Source organism: Pedobacter miscanthi, from assembly GCF_032678605.1.
In the GTDB taxonomy this organism is placed as follows: domain Bacteria; phylum Bacteroidota; class Bacteroidia; order Sphingobacteriales; family Sphingobacteriaceae; genus Pedobacter; species Pedobacter miscanthi_A.
In genome coordinates, this window is the sequence record NZ_JAVTSU010000014.1 from 89,045 (window position 1) to 108,787 (window position 19,743).

Below are 19,743 nucleotides of genomic sequence, written 5' to 3' on the forward strand. Positions count from 1 at the left end.
GTTAATCACCAGATAAATTTATTTTTCCAGATAGATATCCAATAAACCCTCTGGTAAATCAAGGGTTAAGATTTTTTCCTCTGCATCAATTTCTACAATAAAATCTTCGTTTAAGGGGAAAAGGATTTCGGTTTCCTGGTAAATCACCGAGGCTACAAATTGTTGGGGGTATTCGTTTACTTCTACTATTTCACCCAGCTCACCAAGCGCCTCATCAACAGCCATAAAGCCTTTTAAATCGGTGTAGAAAAACTCTGATTCATCACGTTCGGGCATTTGAGCAATGGGAAGGTAGAGTTTCTTTTTTAATAGGGGTTGCACTTTATCGATATGATCAATATCATCAAAGTTAAAATAACCTGTTTTATTGGCCTGCAATTTTGCCGATTCCACAAAGTAAGGCACCAGTTTTCCGTTCATATCTGCAAAAACAACATCAAACTCCAGCTGTTCATATTCGTCGAATTCGAAAAATACCTGAACTTCTCCTTTTAAACCGCGTGTTTTTGTAACGTATCCTATGTAAAATGCTTCTTCGTGTTTCATACCTACCCCCTAAATCCCCTAAAGGGGACTTATTAACACCCCCCTTTAGGGGCAGGGGGTATTAATAAAAATAGCGTTCCGAATATCCGGAACGCTATTTATGAAAACAAAATAATTAAAATTATTCTGCTCCTTCTTCTTTAGTAGCTTCTGCTGCAGGAGCTTCTTCAGTTGCTTCAGCCTCAACAGCTGGCGCTTCTTCAGTAACTTCTTCTTCAACAACCTCTTCTGCAACTGGTGCATTTTTAGCTGCGATAGCTGCTGCTCTATCTTCTTTTTTCTTAGCTTCTGCGGCTAAAGCTGCTTTACGTACGTCAGCTTTAGAAGCGGCTAAACCTTCTGATTTACCAGAGATTTTACCTGCTTTAGCATCTAACCAAGATGCAAATTTTTCATCTGCTTGTTCTTGGGTTAAAGCGCCTTTTTTAACACCACCTTCTAAGTGTTTTTTGTATAAAACACCTTTGTAAGAAAGGATAGCACGAGCAGTATCAGTTGGCTCAGCACCACTGTTAACCCAAGCTAAAGTTTTTTCGAAGTTAATTTCGATGGTTGCAGGATTGGTGTTTGGGTTATAAGAACCTAAACGCTCAATAAATTTACCATCACGTGGAGAGCGAGAATCTGCTACCACAACGTGGAAAAAAGGTTTCCCTTTTTTACCGAATCTTTGCAATCTGATTTTAGTTGCCATTTTCTTTTGTATTTATGTATTCAACATAGTTCCCGGAGCTTCATGCTGCGGGGCTGCAAAGATAACTAAAATACTGGAAATTAAAAACATAGTTTAATTTCTTAGTTTTCAGGATATTTACACCAAAATATTTGCAGATACAAAATGGAAAGAATTGCGATTGATATGGACGAGGTAATTGCCGACGCCCTCGGAAAATTTATTAAATTATATAACCGTGATTTTAACGTCCCCTTGGATTTAAAAATAGATGCCGGAAACGAAATTTATCACCATGTACCACAAGAGGTTAACCAGAAATGGTTCGAATACATCAACGAACCAGGCTTTTTCCGCGATCTGGAAGTAATAGGCGATAGTAAGCGGGTAATTAAAGCCCTGCAGGAAAAATATGATGTTTATATCGTTTCGGCAGCAATGGAATTCCGTAACTCACTGGTAGATAAATATGATTGGATGGCCGAACATTTTCCGTTTATCGATTGGCAGCACATCATGTTCTGCGGAAATAAAATTGTAAACGTTGATATCATTATCGACGACCGTACCAAAAACTTTGTAAATTTTACGGGCAGGCCATTACTGTATACCTCCCCACATAATTTATTGGTAACCGAATATGAGCGAGTAAATACCTGGGAAGAGGTTGCGGGTTTGCTATTATAAGCCCTGTCAAAGTCCGTCATTTCGACCGCAGTGGAGAAATCTAATAATTAAAGTTAACTTATAGATTTCTCCATTCCGTTATACTCCAGTCGAAATGACGATCTAACTCATATGGCTCCCAAATCAATGTAATCCTGCCATTTGTGTAATCATCTTCCTCTAAAAGTTAAATTCTCCTACAAAGTTTCCGCCGCCACTTCCTGCTGCAAGTGGCAACACAATTACTTTCCTTTGCTGTTTTCCGGTGGCGTATTTGGTGTAAATCTCTGCAGTTACTGTTGTTGGTCCGCTGATATTAATCTGCCGATCGCCATAATAGTTTACCTCTATCTTATATTTTCCTTTTATGGCTTTTTTGATCATAAATTGCTCCGGTCCGTAACCTGAGGTAAAATCGTTGCTGATTCTTCCACCTATTTTTGTTCTGGAGTTACCATAAAACCCTTTTTCACCAGTAGGATCGGTTAACCATAAATCGATATCAGTATCATTTTTATTCCAGTTGAGTACTACGCGTACATCTACAGGCAGGGGCTGGATTAATCGTTTATCAATTCCTTTTGTACTAATGTTATTGCCATGTTTTGCAAGGAGGTTGTTCATTTCGGAAATTACAATCTCTTCAATGCCCTGGTCTCTATCCGTAATCTGTGCATTATAACTCTGGGTAAGCACTTTATATAAATTATCCAGTGCAGCCTGATACTGACCGTTATCAGCCAGGGCCAAAGCATAATCGCGGTAACTCTGTGCATCCATTGGCCGCCATTGTAAAACTTTTTGAGTGATAAAAATCTCTTCTTTATAATTACCCGTCTGTTTTAACTTATAAGCAAGTGTTTTATACAAATCAGCGTTTTCGAGGTCCAGATCGGCAATATTGCTTAAAATGGTTAAAGCCCTTACACTGTCTTTCTGTTGGTAGAACCAATTGGCCACATCGAAATAAAACATTGGGGTAGTGATGTATTTCGTTCTCATTTTTAAATAAGATTGATAAGCACTATCTGGTTTGCCAACCAGGTTTTTCATATAATCCTTATCACTTTTAAATTCAGGGATAATAATTCCAGGTTGCATTTCAGGTGCTGTTTTAGAACGGGTAATATTTATTCCGGCTACTTTTCCCTGCAACATGCTCATTGCTTCTCCGGGTGAGCCTTGTTGTAAGTTTCTACCGCTAATCGTTGTTACTGATCCGGTAACAGCACTTTTTCGTTGCGCAGCATATCCCACAACCACCACCTCATTTAATTGATTTGTTTCTTTATCCCTACTGGCAGCTCCGGTAGGTGGGGCAAGCGCCACAGCTTGTGGCACTGGGGGAACAATTACTTCGGCCGCTCTTAATGATTCTCTTCTTGGTCCTTCCCCAACAGGCTCCCGCATTACAATATCAGCAGTAGGATCTCCCTTTACATCCCTTTGTCCTGGATCAGGATATCTTTCTTTTTTCTTCTCGGGTTCTTTATAATAAAAGTTAGTGTTCCACCAGGTTTTTAAATCTTTTGTCATGGCTACCGCAGCATCGATCAGGTCTTTTTTATGTTCTAAAAGATCAACCCTGCGTTGCTTTAAAACGGTATTATAAGCCTGCTGCAATTCAACAGGAGGAACAATATCATAACGCAGGTAATCATCGAGGTTTTCTAATACGATTAAACTGGTATTACGGGTAACAATGCCAAACTGTTTACTTAAAACACTGATATCGTCTTTATTTTCTTCGTACTGAATGTCCATTTCTGCAATTTTCTTCTGTGCCCAAACCCGGCTTACATCGATACTGCTTAACGTATGTTCGGTTGCATTTAAACGGACTACCTGTTCGGCAACTACCGTATTCCCAAAGCCAAACTGCAAGGTAAATTCGGTATTAAACTCACTCATAATACCCGTTAAAGAAAAATGCCCGTTTACATTTACCTTCATAGAAGGATAAGTTTGGCGAATGCTGTTTCCATTTTTGATTCCTAAAAACTGGAGATTTTGTTGGTTCAATTGTTTAAAGGCATCATTAACTGAAATAGAATTAAGGTTTACAAATTGTCCGCCCGTTTTTAAAGTGATGTATTTTAATGTACTGTAATCTGCCTTTAATGCGGTATTTACACAATGAATCGGCTTATTTAAGCTAACCGTATTTTTTCCGAAAGTAGATAAGCCATCGGTAAACAAAAGGTATTCATCAGCCTGAATCGATTTTGCATTAATTGCACTGAAATTTGTGCCACCATCATACACCAGGTTTTTCAGTTTATCCTTTAATGCAGTCCAGTTACCGTTCGAAATAGCGAAAGTTCCGGCATTTTTAAAGCCATTGTTAACAAGCCCCAGCTGTATGGTTAAATTTTGTTTTTGTTTGATGATTAAATCCAACAGTTCAATTTCTTTATCCGTATTGCGTTGAAGACCACTTAACGATACATCCCAGATCAAGCCAAGATGATTGGCCCATTGCCGTTCGCGGCGTTGCATTTTCGGAAAAACATTTACCAGAAAATAATACCCTGATGATGCTTTTTGCAACTGCACTTCGGGAAGGTTATTCCGCTTTGGCAAATTAATGGTCAAACCGTTTTTAGGTTGATAATTGGTCTTGTTAATTTCGCCGACATAGGTATTTCCATTGGCCTTTAAATCAAAGCTGCCATCAGGTTGCTCGCCAAGTTCTGGCTTAATGATACTTTCGAAAACAGTAGTTTTTAAGCTAAAGTTTTCAATGGCCTGATTATAATCGAGGGGCAAATGATACTTTAAAACATTGGCACTGTTAAAACTTAATTCTTCTTCGTATCCTACAATAATGGTCCTGCTGCCATTAGCAGGCAAAGGGTAAATCCTGGTGCGAAAATTATTCCCTTCCACTTTTTCCAATAATCCCGGGTCAACTCTTCTACGTTCAATGCTTTCGAAAACTTCAGTTGCTTTTGCTTTTTCTACCGGTACAGCTTCCCGCATTTTCCCGTTGATATCTAAAGCATAACGGCTAATGCTTACGCCTTCGGGCATCGGGAAGGTTAGCTCTCCCTCTAAAACACGATTGCTGCTATTGTGAAAGGTCATTGTCATCACGGTTGTGGCAACATTTCCTGTGATCTGCACATCAATATTCAATTTTTTAAGTTTAACGGCTTCTTTCTGCTCAGCCGTTTCGGCCTGTGGTATCTTTAGCACAGGCATTTGTGCTTTAACAAAAAATGTCGTCAACATTAAAAGCAGGGTGAGTAAAGTTTTAGATGTTTTCATAGCAATGATTTTTAATAGTGATGCAAAAGCATCAGCGATTGCATAAATTTATTTTCAAAAGCCTTTTCCCTGTAAGAATTTAACCCTATAAATCAGCTTTTCTGAAACTGTAACATTTCCAGAAAAAATGATTCTAACAATAAAAAACTAAAACTATGTTAGTAACCACAACGCCTACAGTTGAGGGCAGAAAAATTATAAAATATATCGGTCTGGTTACCGGAGAAACCATTATTGGTGCAAATATTTTTAAAGATTTATTTGCGGGTATTACTGATATAGTAGGAGGCAGATCGAGTTCTTATGAGCGTGTTTTACGCGAGGGAAAAGATACCGCTGTTAACGAAATGCAACAATATGCAGCCGCTTTGGGTGCCAACGCAATTGTTGGCGTAGATTTAGATTACGAAACGGTTGGTAGCGGCGGCAGCATGCTCATGGTAAGCGCCAACGGTACTGCTGTAATTTTAGAAGATTAAGAAATTGCTTATTGCGAAAAACTAAGCAAAAACAAGAAAGTCTTTCCGGTGCGGGAAAGACTTTTCTTTTTATATCCTGTTTTCAGTTTAAAACGAAAGTATATCGATTAATTTAAGCCATTTGGCACTTACTTTTTCGGCATTAATGTGTTTAATGGCATGATCGAAAGGAGTAAAGATAATTTCGCGGTTTATCTGCCCGGCCATTACACCACTTTCGCCACTGATTAATCCTTCTACGGCCGAAACACCTAAACGGCTCGCCAATACGCGATCCATACAGGTTGGCTTACCACCACGCTGAATGTGGCCCAAAACTGAAACCTTGGTATCGTAATGTGGATACTTTTCCTGTAAAATTTCGCCCACTTTAAATGCACCACCGGTATCATCGCCTTCGGCAACTATAATAATCTTCGAAGCTTTATCTTTACGGCTATGCTCTAATTTATGTAAAATATCGTCTGCATTCATATTGGCTTCAGGAATCATGATGGCTTCTGCGCCCACGCCAATTCCACTTCGTAAAGCAATTAAACCCGAGTCGCGCCCCATTACTTCCACAATAAAAAGTCTGTCGTGCGATTCTGCCGTATCTCTGATCCTGTCTACAGCATCAATAACAGTATTAATAGCAGAGTCGTAGCCAATGGTAAAGTCGGTACCCGCCAAATCATTATCAATTGTACCTGGCAAACCTACAATCGGGAAATCAAATTCTTTGGAAAAAATGTTGGCTCCGGTAAATGTTCCGTCACCACCGATTACGATCAGCGCATCAATTCCTTTTGCTTTTAGGTTTTCGTAGGCTGTTTTTCTTCCTTCAACGGTTCTGAAAGCATCACTACGTGCTGTTTTTAGAATGGTACCGCCACGCTGAATGATGTTCGCTACAGATTTGCGGTCCATAGGGATGAAATCATTATTAATCAGCCCTTCGTAACCACGGATAAATCCGGTTACTTCAATATCATAATAAATAGAAGCCCTTACTACGGCCCTAATTGCGGCGTTCATGCCTGGCGAATCGCCGCCAGAGGTTAAAACGCCAATGTTCTTAATCTTATTCATTTGTCTTTTTTTGGAAAGCTGCCTTTCCGCTGTCTAAAAATTTAATGTAGTTTTCAGGTTCATAATCTGCACCTTGAGGTGGAACTAAAACATTTCCATCGCTATCTACAATTACGTATTGAGGTTGAGAGTTACTGTTAAAAGTTGCCGCCTGAAAGTCGCTCCATTTCTTCCCAATTGTATTTATTTTTTTGTTACTGAAAGTAGAAACATAATGTTCTGCTACAGGTAGTTCTGTTTTATCGTCAACCACAAGTTCGGCCATTACAAAATCATTTTTTAATCTTTTTGCAACCTCAGGGTTAGACCAAACATTGTTTTCCATTTTACGGCAATTTACACAATTCCAACCAGTAAAATCGATTAAAACTGGTTTGCCTAATTCCTTTGATGCTTGTTTAGCCTGTTCATAATCATAGTAAGGATCAAATCCTTTTGGAGTTAACCTATGAAAAAGCTCTGCATATTTTTTTTCTTTGATTGATGTTTTATTTCCAGAACCAGCAGGCGCAGCGGTTAGATTATTTAAATCAAAATCCTGAGTAGCAGTAGGGGGTAAAAATGCACTGATTGATTTTAATGGCGCTCCCCACATCCCAGGAATCAAATAAACGACCCATGCAAATACTAAAATTGCCAGGAATGTTCTTGGAACTGATAAATAAGGTAAATCACTATCATGCGAAAATTTTATCTTTCCTAAAAGATAAATCCCCATTAATGTAAAAATAGCAATCCAAATAGCCAAGAAAACTTCCCTATCCAATAAATTTAGGTGGTATGCCAAATCTACGTTAGATAAAAATTTAAATGCAAAAGCAAGTTCTATAAAACCTAAAACAACTTTTACACTGTTTAACCAACCTCCAGACTTTGGAAGAGATTTTAACAATGACGGAAAAAGGGCAAATAATGCAAACGGGATTGCTAATGCAAATGAAAATCCAAACATTCCAATGGCTGGTCCTAATCTATCGCCCTTAGATGCAGCATCAACCAACAATGTTCCAATAAGCGGACCTGTACAAGAAAAAGAAACTAAAGCTAAACTGAATGCCATAAAGAAGATACCCATTAGGCCTCCTTTGTCGGATTTTGCATCAATTTTATTTACGAAAGCGCTTGGCAAAGTAATTTCAAAAGCACCAAGGAAAGATGCCCCAAAAACAACAAGCATGAGAAAGAAAAATGTATTGAATATGCCATTGGTAGATAATGCATTTAAGGCATCTGATCCAAATGCTATAGTAACCAACATCCCTAACGCAACATAAATAATAATAATGGATAATCCATAGATTACAGCCTGGCCAACGGCTTTACTTTTACTTCCGGCCTTCTTTGTGAAAAAAGAAACGGTAAGTGGTAACATCGGGAATATACAAGGCATCAAAATAGCAGCAAAACCGAAAAGTAATCCTTTAAGAAAAGTTTGCCAAAGGGTTAATTTTTCAGAATCGCTAGTTTTTGTTGTTTTTAATGCAGTTGCTTTAGCTGTATCTTTTTTTACCGTGTCTTTTACTAGGTGATTCGCCGCACTATCTTGTGCAGAGCCTACTTCAGTAAAAACAATATCATCAGGAGGAGCGGTTGCTGTGGTATCTTGCGTTACGATGGCGTAACTTTTAACAGCCGGCAATGCAATAAACATGCTGGCCATTAGTAACAATAATAAAACCTTTTTCATTTGTGTGTTATGTGTGTGTATTTAAACCTGTGAAATTAAGAATAATTTTATAAACGGCTCTTTATAAACCTATACACCATGCAGATTTTACTTTAAAAAGAAACAGTCCCGAAAATTCGGGACTGTTTATAAATGTTTTGAGTTCAACTATTTAACGGGTACGCTAAACTCAACTTCTTCTGGTGGAAGGCATTGTTTATCGTTACAAACCATAAACTCTACCTTGCCCTTAACAACTGTTGTCGCTTTGTTTAACTTTATTTTTTGTTGGAAAATGACCACTTTTTCAAAATAACTTACATTCATTTTAAAAGTGCTTTCGTATTTCACAATGGCTTTAGGCTCGATTGTTTTTCCAACTAAACTAAAATCTTTAGATGGATCGAAAGTAAATGTAGTTTTTACAGGTCCACCATCTTTAACATTTTGAGAATAAATATGCCATCTGTCATCAATGGTAGCCTTTAAATATATAACGGCCTCCGTTTTACTTATTTTTTTTGCAGAGTAAGCCCAGGTAACAGGCTTTTCGATCTGAGCGAATGCACCAGCAATGGTAAAAAGTACCATCGACAGTACGAGTGTGATTTTTTTCATGTTGTGTTTATTTTGTGTGTGTGAATTCAATTTCTTTAAAGTTGAAGCTTTTCAAACCATGTATCGTCTCAACAGTTAACCTACCACCATCTTCAACTCCTTTAATTATACCTTCAAAAACCTCTTCTCCTTTTTTATATAACGCAGAAACATTGTAATTGTAAAGCCTTGCAAGGTAATCATTTTGTAAAATACCATATTTCCCTGCTCTCAAAATTAAGTAGTATTTTTCCATAAATATGAATATTTTCTCCATAATATCCATCAAAGGAACATCTCTTTGTAAAATTCGAATTACGGAAGTGGCCCGTTGACTGATACTTTCAGAAAATTCTGATTGATTTACGTTTAAGCCAATGCCAATTACCGATGATTTAATTGCACTCCCTGTCAGTGTATTCTCAATCAATATCCCTCCCAATTTCTTGTCCAGATGGTACATATCATTTGGCCATTTCACGGTTATCCCTTCCGGTATAAAACAGGATAAAGCATCACTAACGGCTAAACTAACGGCAATATTGAGGTAAAACTGTTTGTTCAAAGGTAAAAATGAGGGCCTTAAATAAATACTGGTGCTGATATTTTTGCCTGCCTGGGTTTGCCAAACGCTTTCCTGCTGCCCTCTGCCCGCAAACTGATTATCTGCCATAATTACAGTCCCTTCGGCTAATGGCTCGGAATTTGACACCAAATCTTTCAAAAAGTTATTAGTAGAATCAACTTCTTTTAATTTGATTAAATTTTGACCAACAAATAGTGTCGAAAAAGTGTTATTTTGCAAGTGTTGAATTTATATTATTGTAATTCCAAAATTAAAGCATTTTAATGGTAAAAAAGAAAATAGTAGCCCTTTCTACATACCTTTCTGAGTTAGCCGTACACGGCATCCAAGAAAAAAAAGGAGAAGATATAGTGCGGTTAGATCTAAGAAATATTCATACTTCTGTTGCTGATTACTTTATTATTGCGAGCGCAAATTCAGCTACGCAGGTAAAAGCTATTGCTGATAGTGTGGAAAAAGAAATATACAAAGCCACGCAGGCCGATCCAAGACATAAAGAAGGTTTCGAATCTGCTGATTGGATTATCCTCGATTATTTCGATGTGGTTGTGCACATTTTTAAAACCGAAAAGCGCCACTTTTATGGCATAGAAGAACTTTGGGGGGATGCAGAAAGCACAAATTATCAGAGCGCATAACCTTTAGAACCATTTTTGACAAAGAGAAATGAACGACAATCAAAATACCGAAAAACAAGGGAAAAGGATACCAAACATCCCAAAAAAACCACAGAAAGGATCAAAATTTAATATTTTCTGGGTTTATGCTGCCATCATTATCGCTATCATAGCAGCGCAGTTTTTATTTACCGGAGATAGCGGTAAAGAAGTTAAATACGATACTTTCGAAAGCAAAATGTTGTTAACGGGCGACGTTGACAGGATTGTAGCTTACCAAACGGAAGATTTAGTAAAAGCTGAGGTATATATTAAAAAAGATAGTTTAAATAAGCCTCAGTATAAAGCATTTAAAAGCACCAGTTCTTTTAATGTATCAAACGGACCAACTGTTTTTTTCACCTACGGAGGGAAATTTGCCGATTTAAGGGCTGCATTAGCTGACTCGCAAAAAGCATTGCCTGCTGGTAGAAAAGCAATTTCATTCCAATCAGAAAACCGTAGCAATCCTTTAGCCAGCTGGTTTTTAAGCATCATCTTACCGGTACTGCTTTTAATCGGTTTCTGGATTTTTATGATGCGCAGAATGGGCGGTGGTGCTGGTGGTGGCGGTCAGATTTTCAGCATTGGAAAATCTAAAGCTACATTATTTGATAAAGAAAGCCAGGTAAACATTACGTTTAACGATGTGGCCGGTTTAGAAGAAGCCAAAACTGAGGTAATGGAAATTGTAGATTTCCTTAAAAACCCTAAAAAATATACTGATTTGGGTGGAAAAATCCCTAAAGGTGCTTTATTGGTTGGTTCGCCGGGTACGGGTAAAACCTTATTGGCCAAAGCCGTTGCTGGTGAGGCTCAGGTTCCTTTTTTCTCTTTATCAGGTTCTGATTTTGTAGAGATGTTTGTTGGGGTAGGCGCATCACGTGTGCGTGATCTGTTCAAACAAGCAAAAGATAAATCGCCTTGTATCATCTTCATTGATGAGATTGATGCGATTGGCCGTGCCCGTGGTAAAAACGGTGTAATGGGAGGAAACGATGAACGTGAAAACACTTTAAACCAATTATTGGTTGAAATGGATGGTTTCGGAACCAATACTCATGTTATTATTTTAGCAGCTACCAACCGTGCCGATGTTTTAGATAAAGCTTTATTAAGAGCAGGTAGGTTTGACAGACAGATTTATGTTGACTTACCGGATGTTATCGAACGTAAACAGATTTTCGAAGTACACATCACTCCGTTAAAAAAATCAGAAGAGTTAGATACCGAATTTTTAGCAAAACAAACACCTGGTTTCTCAGGAGCTGATATTGCCAATGTTTGTAATGAGGCCGCTTTAATTGCAGCCCGTAAAAATAAATCAGCAGTTGATAAACAAGATTTCTTAGATGCTGTAGATCGTATTGTTGGTGGTTTAGAAAAGAAAAACAAAATCATTACCCCAAGCGAAAAACGTGCTATTGCGATTCACGAAGCTGGTCACGCCACGGTAAGCTGGTTATTGGAACATGCAGCGCCGTTGGTTAAAGTGACCATTGTACCACGCGGACAAAGTTTAGGTGCAGCCTGGTATTTACCAGAAGAACGCTTAATCGTTCGTCCTCACCAAATGCTTGATGAAATGTGTGCCACAATGGGTGGCAGGGCAGCTGAAAAAGTAATGTTCGATACCATTTCTACCGGTGCATTGAGTGATTTAGAAAAAGTTAATAAACAAGCCAGGGCAATGGTTACCATTTACGGTTTGAACGAAAAATTAGGAAACATTACCTATTACGACTCATCTGGTCAGAACGAGTATAATTTCTCTAAACCTTATTCAGAAGATACCGCTTTAACCATCGATAAAGAAATTTCAGCTTTAATTGAAGGTCAATACCAAAGAGCAATCAGTTTATTAGAAGAAAATAAAGATAAATTGATCCAGTTGGCCGACATCTTAATTGAAAAAGAAGTTCTATTTAAAGACGATTTAGAAGAGATTTTTGGAAAACGTTTATTCGAAAATCAAGGCGAAAGCGGAACACCAGGACACATTACTCCGGTTGAAGCTTAAATAAATAATTTCAATTAATTACATTTGCTACCCTAGTTAATCATTAGGGTAGCTTTTTTTTATATGAAGGATAATACGACAGCGAAGGAACAAATACTAAAAAAGATAAGAAAAGCACTGTTAGAAAAGCGTGAAAATCCTTATCCTAATTTAGAAGAAAGTGTACTGTATAAAAAAAATACAGATGAGCTGGAAGTCCTTTTTGCCGAACAACTTACCGCCATATCGGGTAATTTTATTTTTTGTGAGGACGGCATCGACTTTTTTGAAAACATGTTACAATTGGCCGATAAGTTTAAATGGCGTAAAATATACTGCTGGGAGCCCGAGCTACAGCAGTTTTTAAGTAAATACGAGTTCCCTTTTTACCAAACTGATAAGGATTTTGAACAGGCCGAAGTAGGTATTACCCTTTGCGAGGCACTGGTTGCCCGCAATGGCAGTGTAATGGTAAGCAACCGCGGTGCTGCAGGCAGGAGGTTGAGTATTTTCCCACATCACCATATTGTAATCGCGAGAACGAGTCAATTGGTTTTAGACCTTAAAGATGCTTTCCAGCTATTAAAAAACAAATACGGCAACCAGATTCCATCCATGATTAGCAACATTACCGGACCAAGCAGAACTGCCGATATTGAAAAAACACTGGTTTTAGGTGCACATGGCCCAAAAGAGCTTTTTGTGTTTTTGATTGATGATTTTAGTTAGTGCGAGGGGCCAGGCAACACTTATTTAGTTCTACCAAGCCCATCGCATTTTAGCTTAAACTACCTCGAACGCTGAAACCTTTTCACCACCAGCTCTCCTGCTGCATTTAGGCAGTATATGTCTTCATCATAATTCGAATACCTTCTCGAGAGTACAGGTTTTAACCCCTCATCTTCCAGTTTACGGTGATCAAAAGCCACATAAATTTCTACCCTTGAACGATCCTTATCCAAAGTAATGGTTTTCTTCGTTTTGGCATTATAAATATCTACATCCTGAATTCTCCTGTAATTGTATCCCCAGCTAGAATCCTCTCCAAAATCCCTGCTTCTGCCAATCACGAAATATTCGTTCATTAAATGAAAGATGGTACTGATACTCTTATCATTAAAAAGCCGTTTTCCCTTCAGGTCAACGATATCTGCAACCTTTCTTGTTTTACCATTGGTTAACGTATTTTCCTCATTTAAAATTACGATGCCTATATTTTTAGGGAAATTGTTTTTATTATCACTAAAAGCCGCGAATGTGCCGTAATAATCCTTGCTCTTTAAAACCGTATCGCCATTTTCATTCAAAAAGTAATTTAAACGATTGCCATTCATCGACATTGATCCGGGATAATCAGCAAAAAAAAGAATATCTTTTGTAAGTTTGACTGGTACTTTTTTTACTGGCTTTTCAGGTGTTTTGCTTGCGGTTACAGGTGTTTTTCCCATCGCCACGTGCACTTCAGTAACTTTATTTTTTTCCGCATTTTCTGCTTGTTTCTTTTTAAATTTAGCTTCGTTTTCTGCCTTCAGTTTTACATTGTTTATCTTGTTAGCCTCAGAAGCTGCCTTATCATCAGCGATACTTTTTTTGCGTGCATCTTCATTTTCTTTTGCACAGGCGGGGCACATTAGCTTTCCTTCAGAGTTATTCCAGCCTTTAGGAGCAAACCTGCAGTTGTAACGGGCATATTCACTTTTAGAAACATGCGATTGAGCATTTGCCACCTTTGCCACGAACAGGAGCAAAATAATAATCAGGAAATTTTTCATTTTTGAGTTTGTTTGAGTTAGCGTAAAAATAGCCTGCAGATAAAGCCTTGTATATACCCAATACTTGGTATATTTATTATCAAAACTGGTTGTCATTCGATCGGGAAGATGATGCCTGTAAGCAAATTGTCCGAAAATTATTTATAGCTTTAACACCTGTTTTAATAAACTTCATAAAAGCATATTAAAGGAGCCAAATAACACCATTATAACCGAACTATTAAAATTTAATTTCAAAAACAAAGCGGGTTAAAATCAAATATATTTTCGATTATCGAATATAATTGATATTTTTATACTACATACCGTTTTAGTATGCGGTATTATAATTATGAGCAAAGTGATAAATACGGTAATTGCCGGTACTGGAAGTTATATTCCACAGAATGTTATTTCTGGTAACGAATTCTTAAATTCTACGTTTTTTGAGAACGGGAACCGGTTAGAGAAAGAGAACTCAGAGATTATTCATAAATTCTCTGAAATTACTGAGATTGTAGAAAGGCGTTATGTATGCCCCGAGCAATTGAGTAATCACATCGGCGCAAAGGCGGCAGAAAAAGCCATAGAAAATGCAGGTATAGATAAAGAAACTTTAGACTATATCATCTTTTGCCATAATTTTGGGGATATTCCTTTAAACAGTAATAGAAGCGATATTTTACCTTCATTAGCATCAAAAGTGAAACAACAGCTGGATATTCACAATCCTGACTGTGTGGCTTATGATCTTATTTTTGGTTGCCCGGGCTGGGTTCAGGGGGCCATTCAGGCCGATTACTACATCAAAAGTGGCGATGCTAAACGGGTGATGGTAATTGGTGCAGAAACTTTAAGTCGTATTATCGATCCACACGACCGTGACAGTATGATTTTTTCGGATGGTGCCGGAGCGGTAATTTTCGAAGCAAAAGAAGAAGAAACACAAAAAACAGGAATTTTAGCCCATAAAACAGAAACACATGCCGTTAATTATGGCAACCTGTTAACCATGGGCAAGGGATCGCATCCTGATGAAACCAATGGAAACCTTTACTTAAAAATGAACGGGCGTAAACTCTACGAGTTTGCGGTGGTACAAGTGCCCCAGGTAATTAAAAAAGCCATTGATAAAGCAGGTTTGAGTGTAGAAGATATCAACATCGTATTTGTACACCAGGCAAACGGCAAAATGGATACGGCTATTATGAAACGCTTATTTAAACTTTATGGCAAAGATACCGTACCTGAAAACCTGGTTCCGATGACGATTTCATGGTTAGGAAACAGCTCGGTTGCCACTGTACCAACCTTATTAGATCTGGTATTAAAAGGCGAGGTTAAGGGTTATAAAGTTAAAGCTGGTGATGTTGCTGTATTTGCTTCGGTAGGAGCAGGGATGCACATTAATGCTTTTGTACACCGTTTCTAGTTCGCCAATCGTTTTAATCCGGCTTTAGCCTGGCTTTCAATACTACTTTCAAATTCATGATTTTTCATGGCAATGGCAGTATTGAAAGCCTCTTTTGCTTTTGCCGTATTTTTTCTTCTTTCGTAAACCTTACCCATCTGTACCGCAGCATTAGCCGCGAAATAATATTTCAGGTTTTTACCTTCGTTAATCGTTTCCTGATAGGCCGCCAAAGCCTGGTCATCTTTACCTAAATCGTCATATATCCGTCCTAAACGGTAATTAAATTCAGTTTTATCTTTATCGTTAGTATAGTCTGCAACTTTTTTATCATCCAGTAGCTGCAAGGCCTTATTTAAATAACCCCCGTCAAATAAAAGCCTGGCTTTTAAAAGATCCAGGGTGGGTGTTCCTGCAGAAGCTTCACTTTTTGCCTGCTTATCTTTTTCCATATAAGTATAACCGTTTTTAACTGCCTTTGCAGCAAATGCTCCATAACCCGCTTTATCTCCCTTCAGCAGCGATATCCAGCCTAAATGAAGATATCCGTCCTTTAAAAAATTTACGCCCTTGGTGGTCTGTAAAAATCGGTTAAAATAAGTTGCTGAATTGAGGTCGAGTTTATTTAAATGTGCAATTCCTTCCAGGTAATCCAGATAAGGAAAAGGCTGGTAAACACCTCCTTCAGGCTTTTTGGCTAAAATGGCTATGGCCTCGTCGCTATGCGAATTTTTAATGCACACATAACTCTGGAGATAACTTTTTAACAAACTGGTATCCGCAATCCTTTCGGTATATTTCATTGTTTTGGCATAAGCCAGCGGACTGTGTGCTACATCGGTTAATACATAGGCGTAATAAAATACCACTTCTTCGTAAAACGGTTCATAAGATGATTTTGGTAAATTATCGGCCAGTTTTTCGAACATATTCAATCCACTTTGCAGATTTCCTTTTATTCCGAAGGTAGAAAGCGCTGTTTTCAAAGCTCCGTCAGGTAAATTACCTAAAACGGCATTGATCAAACCAAGTCCTTTTAAATTGAGGTGAAAATTCGGGAATTTTTTATTGTTCTCCTGCAAAAGGTTATTCGCTCTCTTAACTTCCATCGCAGCGTTAAAATATTCCCCAAAACGCCCGCGGATAAGCGCCCATTGCAAATTAATTTCTGCCTGAGCGTATAGGTAATAGGGCGAATTTTTATCATCTTCGCTAATCTGGTCTAACCGGCTTGATTTATTCCCTTTTAAGCGGTCAAAATCGGCCTTGCTTTCTGAAGTAAGTACCGTGAAAAAATCAACGTAATTTTCAAGAAACGGAATAATGGAATTATTGGGATGCTGCTTCTTTTCGGTAGAAATGTAGGCCCTTGCATTACCAAGTTTAAGTTCGAAAATACTTTTATATGCGTTTAAGCAATTGCTATTGAAATCGAAGTTTGCAAATGAAAACAGCGGAAATATGAGCAGGGCAGAGGTTATAAAAAAACGGAAGCTTTTATTCATTCGGGATTTATTTCGGTTTGGTTCTGCACTGCAGCAATAGCAGTTTACATGTTAACAAATATCTACATTAAACGCTAAAATCGTATTCTTGTTTTGTGTGAGCAAAAAACAGGCCTAAACAAAAAACGTCCCGATCAGATCGGGACGTTTAATTTTTTTAATGCGGTTAATTAACCTTCAGCTACTTCGTGAGTTAAAGCCTCATCAACCAAAATACGGCCGCAGTGCTCGCAAACGATGATTTTTTTGCGCTGACGGATATCTAACTGACGTTGAGGTGGAATCTGGTTGAAACAACCTGAACAAGAATCACGATCGATGGTTACAACAGCCAAACCATTTACAGCATTTTTGCGTAAACGTTTGTAAGCCACTAGTAAACGCTCCTCAATTTGAGGCTCTGCTTTATCGGCTTTCTTTTGTAAATCCTGCTCTTCTTTTTCAGTTTCTGCAGTAATTACATCCAATTCGCCTTTTTTAATTTCTAAATCTTTCTTTCTGCCATCTAATTCACCTTTAGCAGCTTCGTAGATTTCAGTTTTTGAATTGATTTCGAAACCATGTTCTTTAATTTTCTTTTCAGAAACCTGGATATCTAAACCTTGAATCTCAATTTCTTTAGTTAAAGCATCGTATTCACGGTTGTTTTTAACTTCTTTTAATTGAGTATCGTATCTTTTGATGGCAGCTTGCGCATCTTTAATTGTATTTTTACGGGTTACGATCGAATCCTCAAGATCATCAAGTTCGCCTTTGATTTTTGCAATTCTAGTTTCTAATCCTAAAACGTCATCCTCAAGATCGGCAACTTCCATTGGTAATTCGCCACGTACCTGACGGATCTTATCAATTTTTGTGTGGATATTTTGTAATTCGTATAAAGCCTTTAGCTTTTGTTCTACGGTTTGTTCCATTAAAACAAGTAATTTATGGGGTTTGTATTTTGCTCCGTTAAACGGATTGCAAAGTTAGTAAATTTTTTCTGAATAATTTCAAGCAATAAATTTGAGGTAAATTGTTCAGTTTCAAAGTGTCCGATGTCTGCAATGATCAATTTTTCCTCTGCATCAAAAAACTCATGATATTTAAAATCTGCCGTAATAAAAGCGTCTGCCCCTGCAGCAATAGCCTCTTTTAAAAGGAAACTACCAGAACCACCACAAACTGCAACTTTTTTAATCCTCTTGCCGGTAATATCGGTATGCCGGACCACCTTTGCCTGCATCCGGTCTTTTACCAGGTGTAAAAAATCGTAAGCATCCATATCATATTCTAGCCAACCCACCATGCCCGAACCCACCAGTTGATGTTTGTTCTCGAGATTATAAATATCGTAGGCTACTTCTTCATAAGGATGGTTTTCGAATAGGGCAACCAGAATTTTCCGCTCGGCTTGTGTAGGATAAACCATTTCAATCCGTACTTCGGCTTCGCGATGACGTACACCTTTTTCGCCTACAAAGGGATCCGAATTTTCATTCCCCTTAAATGTGCCAAAACCATCTGCATTGAAACTGCACTCGCTGTAATTACCAATATTACCTGCACCGGCATAAAATAATGCCGACCGCAATTGTTCTGCCTGTGCCTGCGGGCAATAAGTAACCAGTTTTTTTAATAGTCCCGCCTTTGGCGAAAGCACTTTGGTGCCGGTTAAGCCCAAACGCTCGCAAATCCTGGCATTTACACCGGTATGGATGCTATCGAGATTAGTATGAATGGCATAAAGCGCAATATTATTTTTAATGGCTTTTAACACCACCCGTTCTACATAATTTTTGCCGTTCAGCTTTTTTAGCCCTTTAAAAACAATGGGGTGGTGGGTAATAATGAGGTTACAGCCGGTAGAAATGGCTTCGTCTACAATTTTCTCCACGCAATCTAAAGCCACCAAAGCCGCCCGGATTTCCATATTCGGATCGCCTACAATTAAGCCCGAGTTGTCGTAATCTTCCTGGTAATTAAGCGGCGCAATGCTTTCTAAGTAATTGGTAATTTCAGCTAATTTCATTCGATAAATATAGAAATTTCAGCACTTTTGTTTTACTTAAAAACCTACCAGGTTTTTAAAACCTGGTAGGTTTGAAAATATTATATTCTAGAATTTTCCTGGCTGCTGAAAACCACCGCTCATTCTTACCATTTGCAGGCTTTCGAAAACCATTTTCTGATTATGTTCAAAAGCTAAGGTTTTATGGTTTACTACATCGATAATGGATCCGATAAAGCATAAACCAGCTGTTAAAAGATATAAAATACCCATGCCAATCTGGCCGATGATAAATCTTTGTAAACCTGGTACAGCAAATAAACCGATTAAACAGAAAATCAACATATCCGATGGATTTTTCCTTTTGCTGCTGTAAACCATTAAGAAATTGCGCAACTGCTCTTCGGTTAATCCGGTTGTAGCTTGTTGTAAGTATGAGTATTCCTCTGGTGTTATACCTGGTAACGACATTAGAGGTGATTGAAATATATCCATGGTTTCTATGTATTAGTGGTTGAAATTTTAAACTTTTTTTTATTTTTTATCAATGTATAAATTCTGCAAATTATAATCATAAGTGCCGGAAACCCAAACCAGTGTTCGGAAAAACTTTCGGTAAACTCGCCATGTAAAATATGACTTATCGACCTGCCTATACCACATCCCGGACACCAATCCTTAAAGCCTAAATTAGCTAAAGGACAAAGTGTAAAATGATGCTCGCGGCCATTCGTTGCTGCCAGTAATACTAAAGCTGTTACCCAGAAAACAAGTTCTAGTGGAAAGCTTCTGACGTATTTCATTGTTTCACTTTTTATATAATTTAGAGGCTGTACAACTGCCTTTGTTACATCGATTTGCCCTTAATCGACGAAAG

The 19,743-nt window shown here is 38.0% G+C and carries 19 protein-coding genes; 6 read left to right on the forward strand and 13 right to left on the reverse strand.

The annotated features are described in order from the left end of the window. Nucleotides 1–18 precede the first annotated feature (18 nt). Nucleotides 19–546, reverse strand: coding sequence for a ribosome maturation factor RimM (gene rimM, locus R2R28_RS20280; RefSeq protein ID WP_316827487.1), 528 nt, complete (start codon nt 544–546; stop codon nt 19–21). A 121-nt stretch (nt 547–667) separates the two neighbouring features. Beyond that, on the reverse strand, nt 668–1,240 hold the full coding sequence (locus R2R28_RS20285) for a 30S ribosomal protein S16 (protein WP_316827488.1): 573 nt from the start codon (nt 1,238–1,240) through the stop codon (nt 668–670). 144 nt (nt 1,241–1,384) lie between these two features. On the opposite strand from R2R28_RS20285, the gene R2R28_RS20290 reads away from it, so the two are divergent. Next, entirely contained in the window at nt 1,385–1,906 is a 522-nt protein-coding gene (locus tag R2R28_RS20290; RefSeq protein ID WP_316827489.1) for a 5' nucleotidase, NT5C type, read from the forward strand. 159 nt (nt 1,907–2,065) lie between these two features. Here the strand turns inward: R2R28_RS20290 and R2R28_RS20295 are convergent, their stop codons facing one another. Next, nucleotides 2,066–5,155, reverse strand: a complete 3,090-nt coding sequence (locus R2R28_RS20295; RefSeq protein WP_316827490.1) for a VIT domain-containing protein — start codon at nt 5,153–5,155, stop codon at nt 2,066–2,068. A gap of 155 nt (nt 5,156–5,310) precedes the next feature. Here R2R28_RS20295 and R2R28_RS20300 point away from each other — a divergent pair, with 155 nt between their 5' ends. After that, nucleotides 5,311–5,634: a heavy metal-binding domain-containing protein gene (locus tag R2R28_RS20300; RefSeq protein WP_029281519.1), complete on the forward strand. Its 324-nt coding sequence runs from the start codon at nt 5,311–5,313 to the stop codon at nt 5,632–5,634. An 87-nt stretch (nt 5,635–5,721) separates the two neighbouring features. Here R2R28_RS20300 and pfkA read toward each other — a convergent pair whose 3' ends face one another. The 4 genes from pfkA to R2R28_RS20320 form a co-directional block, all read right to left on the reverse strand. Continuing rightward, a complete protein-coding gene (pfkA, locus tag R2R28_RS20305; protein ID WP_316827491.1) occupies nt 5,722–6,705 on the reverse strand; it encodes a 6-phosphofructokinase in 984 nt (327 codons plus the stop codon). Next, entirely contained in the window at nt 6,698–8,392 is a 1,695-nt protein-coding gene (locus tag R2R28_RS20310) for a protein-disulfide reductase DsbD family protein (RefSeq protein WP_316827492.1), read from the reverse strand. Before R2R28_RS20310 ends, pfkA begins: the two co-directional genes overlap by 8 nt. 147 nt (nt 8,393–8,539) lie before the next feature. Further along, nucleotides 8,540–8,989 carry a protein-disulfide reductase DsbD domain-containing protein gene (locus R2R28_RS20315; protein WP_316827493.1) on the reverse strand — a complete coding sequence of 150 codons (450 nt, stop codon included), beginning with the start codon at nt 8,987–8,989 and terminating at the stop codon, nt 8,540–8,542. Nucleotides 8,990–8,996: 7 nt separating this feature from the next. After that, nucleotides 8,997–9,773: a biotin--[acetyl-CoA-carboxylase] ligase gene (locus R2R28_RS20320; protein ID WP_316827494.1), complete on the reverse strand. Its 777-nt coding sequence runs from the start codon at nt 9,771–9,773 to the stop codon at nt 8,997–8,999. A 44-nt stretch (nt 9,774–9,817) separates the two neighbouring features. Here R2R28_RS20320 and rsfS point away from each other — a divergent pair, with 44 nt between their 5' ends. The 3 genes from rsfS to R2R28_RS20335 all read left to right on the forward strand — a co-directional run bounded on the left by rsfS (nt 9,818) and on the right by R2R28_RS20335 (nt 12,938). Next, nucleotides 9,818–10,192, forward strand: a complete 375-nt coding sequence (rsfS, locus tag R2R28_RS20325) for a ribosome silencing factor (RefSeq protein WP_183766650.1) — start codon at nt 9,818–9,820, stop codon at nt 10,190–10,192. A 28-nt stretch (nt 10,193–10,220) separates the two neighbouring features. After that, nucleotides 10,221–12,230, forward strand: coding sequence for an ATP-dependent zinc metalloprotease FtsH (gene ftsH / locus R2R28_RS20330; protein ID WP_316827495.1), 2,010 nt, complete (start codon nt 10,221–10,223; stop codon nt 12,228–12,230). Nucleotides 12,231–12,293: 63 nt separating this feature from the next. After that, nucleotides 12,294–12,938 (forward strand): lactate utilization protein C, encoded by a 645-nt coding sequence (locus R2R28_RS20335; protein WP_316827496.1) that lies wholly within the window; start codon nt 12,294–12,296, stop codon nt 12,936–12,938. 59 nt (nt 12,939–12,997) lie between these two features. Here the strand turns inward: R2R28_RS20335 and R2R28_RS20340 are convergent, their stop codons facing one another. Beyond that, nucleotides 12,998–13,981, reverse strand: coding sequence for a hypothetical protein (locus R2R28_RS20340; protein WP_316827497.1), 984 nt, complete (start codon nt 13,979–13,981; stop codon nt 12,998–13,000). A 331-nt stretch (nt 13,982–14,312) separates the two neighbouring features. Between R2R28_RS20340 and R2R28_RS20345 the strand changes: the two genes are divergently transcribed. Next, the gene (locus R2R28_RS20345) at nt 14,313–15,392 is read left to right on the forward strand and encodes a ketoacyl-ACP synthase III (protein ID WP_316827498.1); all 1,080 of its coding nucleotides are present in this window, start codon (nt 14,313–14,315) and stop codon (nt 15,390–15,392) included. Here the strand turns inward: R2R28_RS20345 and R2R28_RS20350 are convergent. The 5 genes from R2R28_RS20350 to R2R28_RS20370 form a co-directional block, all read right to left on the reverse strand. Then, nucleotides 15,389–16,876 carry a tetratricopeptide repeat protein gene (locus R2R28_RS20350; protein WP_316827499.1) on the reverse strand — a complete coding sequence of 496 codons (1,488 nt, stop codon included), beginning with the start codon at nt 16,874–16,876 and terminating at the stop codon, nt 15,389–15,391. The two genes, R2R28_RS20345 and R2R28_RS20350, sit on opposite strands and share 4 nt — an antisense overlap. Before the next feature lie 170 nt (nt 16,877–17,046). Next, nucleotides 17,047–17,790: a zinc ribbon domain-containing protein gene (locus tag R2R28_RS20355; protein WP_316827500.1), complete on the reverse strand. Its 744-nt coding sequence runs from the start codon at nt 17,788–17,790 to the stop codon at nt 17,047–17,049. Beyond that, entirely contained in the window at nt 17,790–18,887 is a 1,098-nt protein-coding gene (locus R2R28_RS20360; protein ID WP_316827501.1) for a Nif3-like dinuclear metal center hexameric protein, read from the reverse strand. Before R2R28_RS20360 ends, R2R28_RS20355 begins: the two co-directional genes overlap by 1 nt. Before the next feature lie 87 nt (nt 18,888–18,974). After that, nucleotides 18,975–19,361 (reverse strand): TM2 domain-containing protein, encoded by a 387-nt coding sequence (locus R2R28_RS20365; RefSeq protein WP_316827502.1) that lies wholly within the window; start codon nt 19,359–19,361, stop codon nt 18,975–18,977. 5 nt (nt 19,362–19,366) lie between these two features. Beyond that, nucleotides 19,367–19,669 (reverse strand): DUF2752 domain-containing protein, encoded by a 303-nt coding sequence (locus R2R28_RS20370; RefSeq protein WP_316827503.1) that lies wholly within the window; start codon nt 19,667–19,669, stop codon nt 19,367–19,369. Between the last annotated feature and the right edge of the window lie 74 nt (nt 19,670–19,743).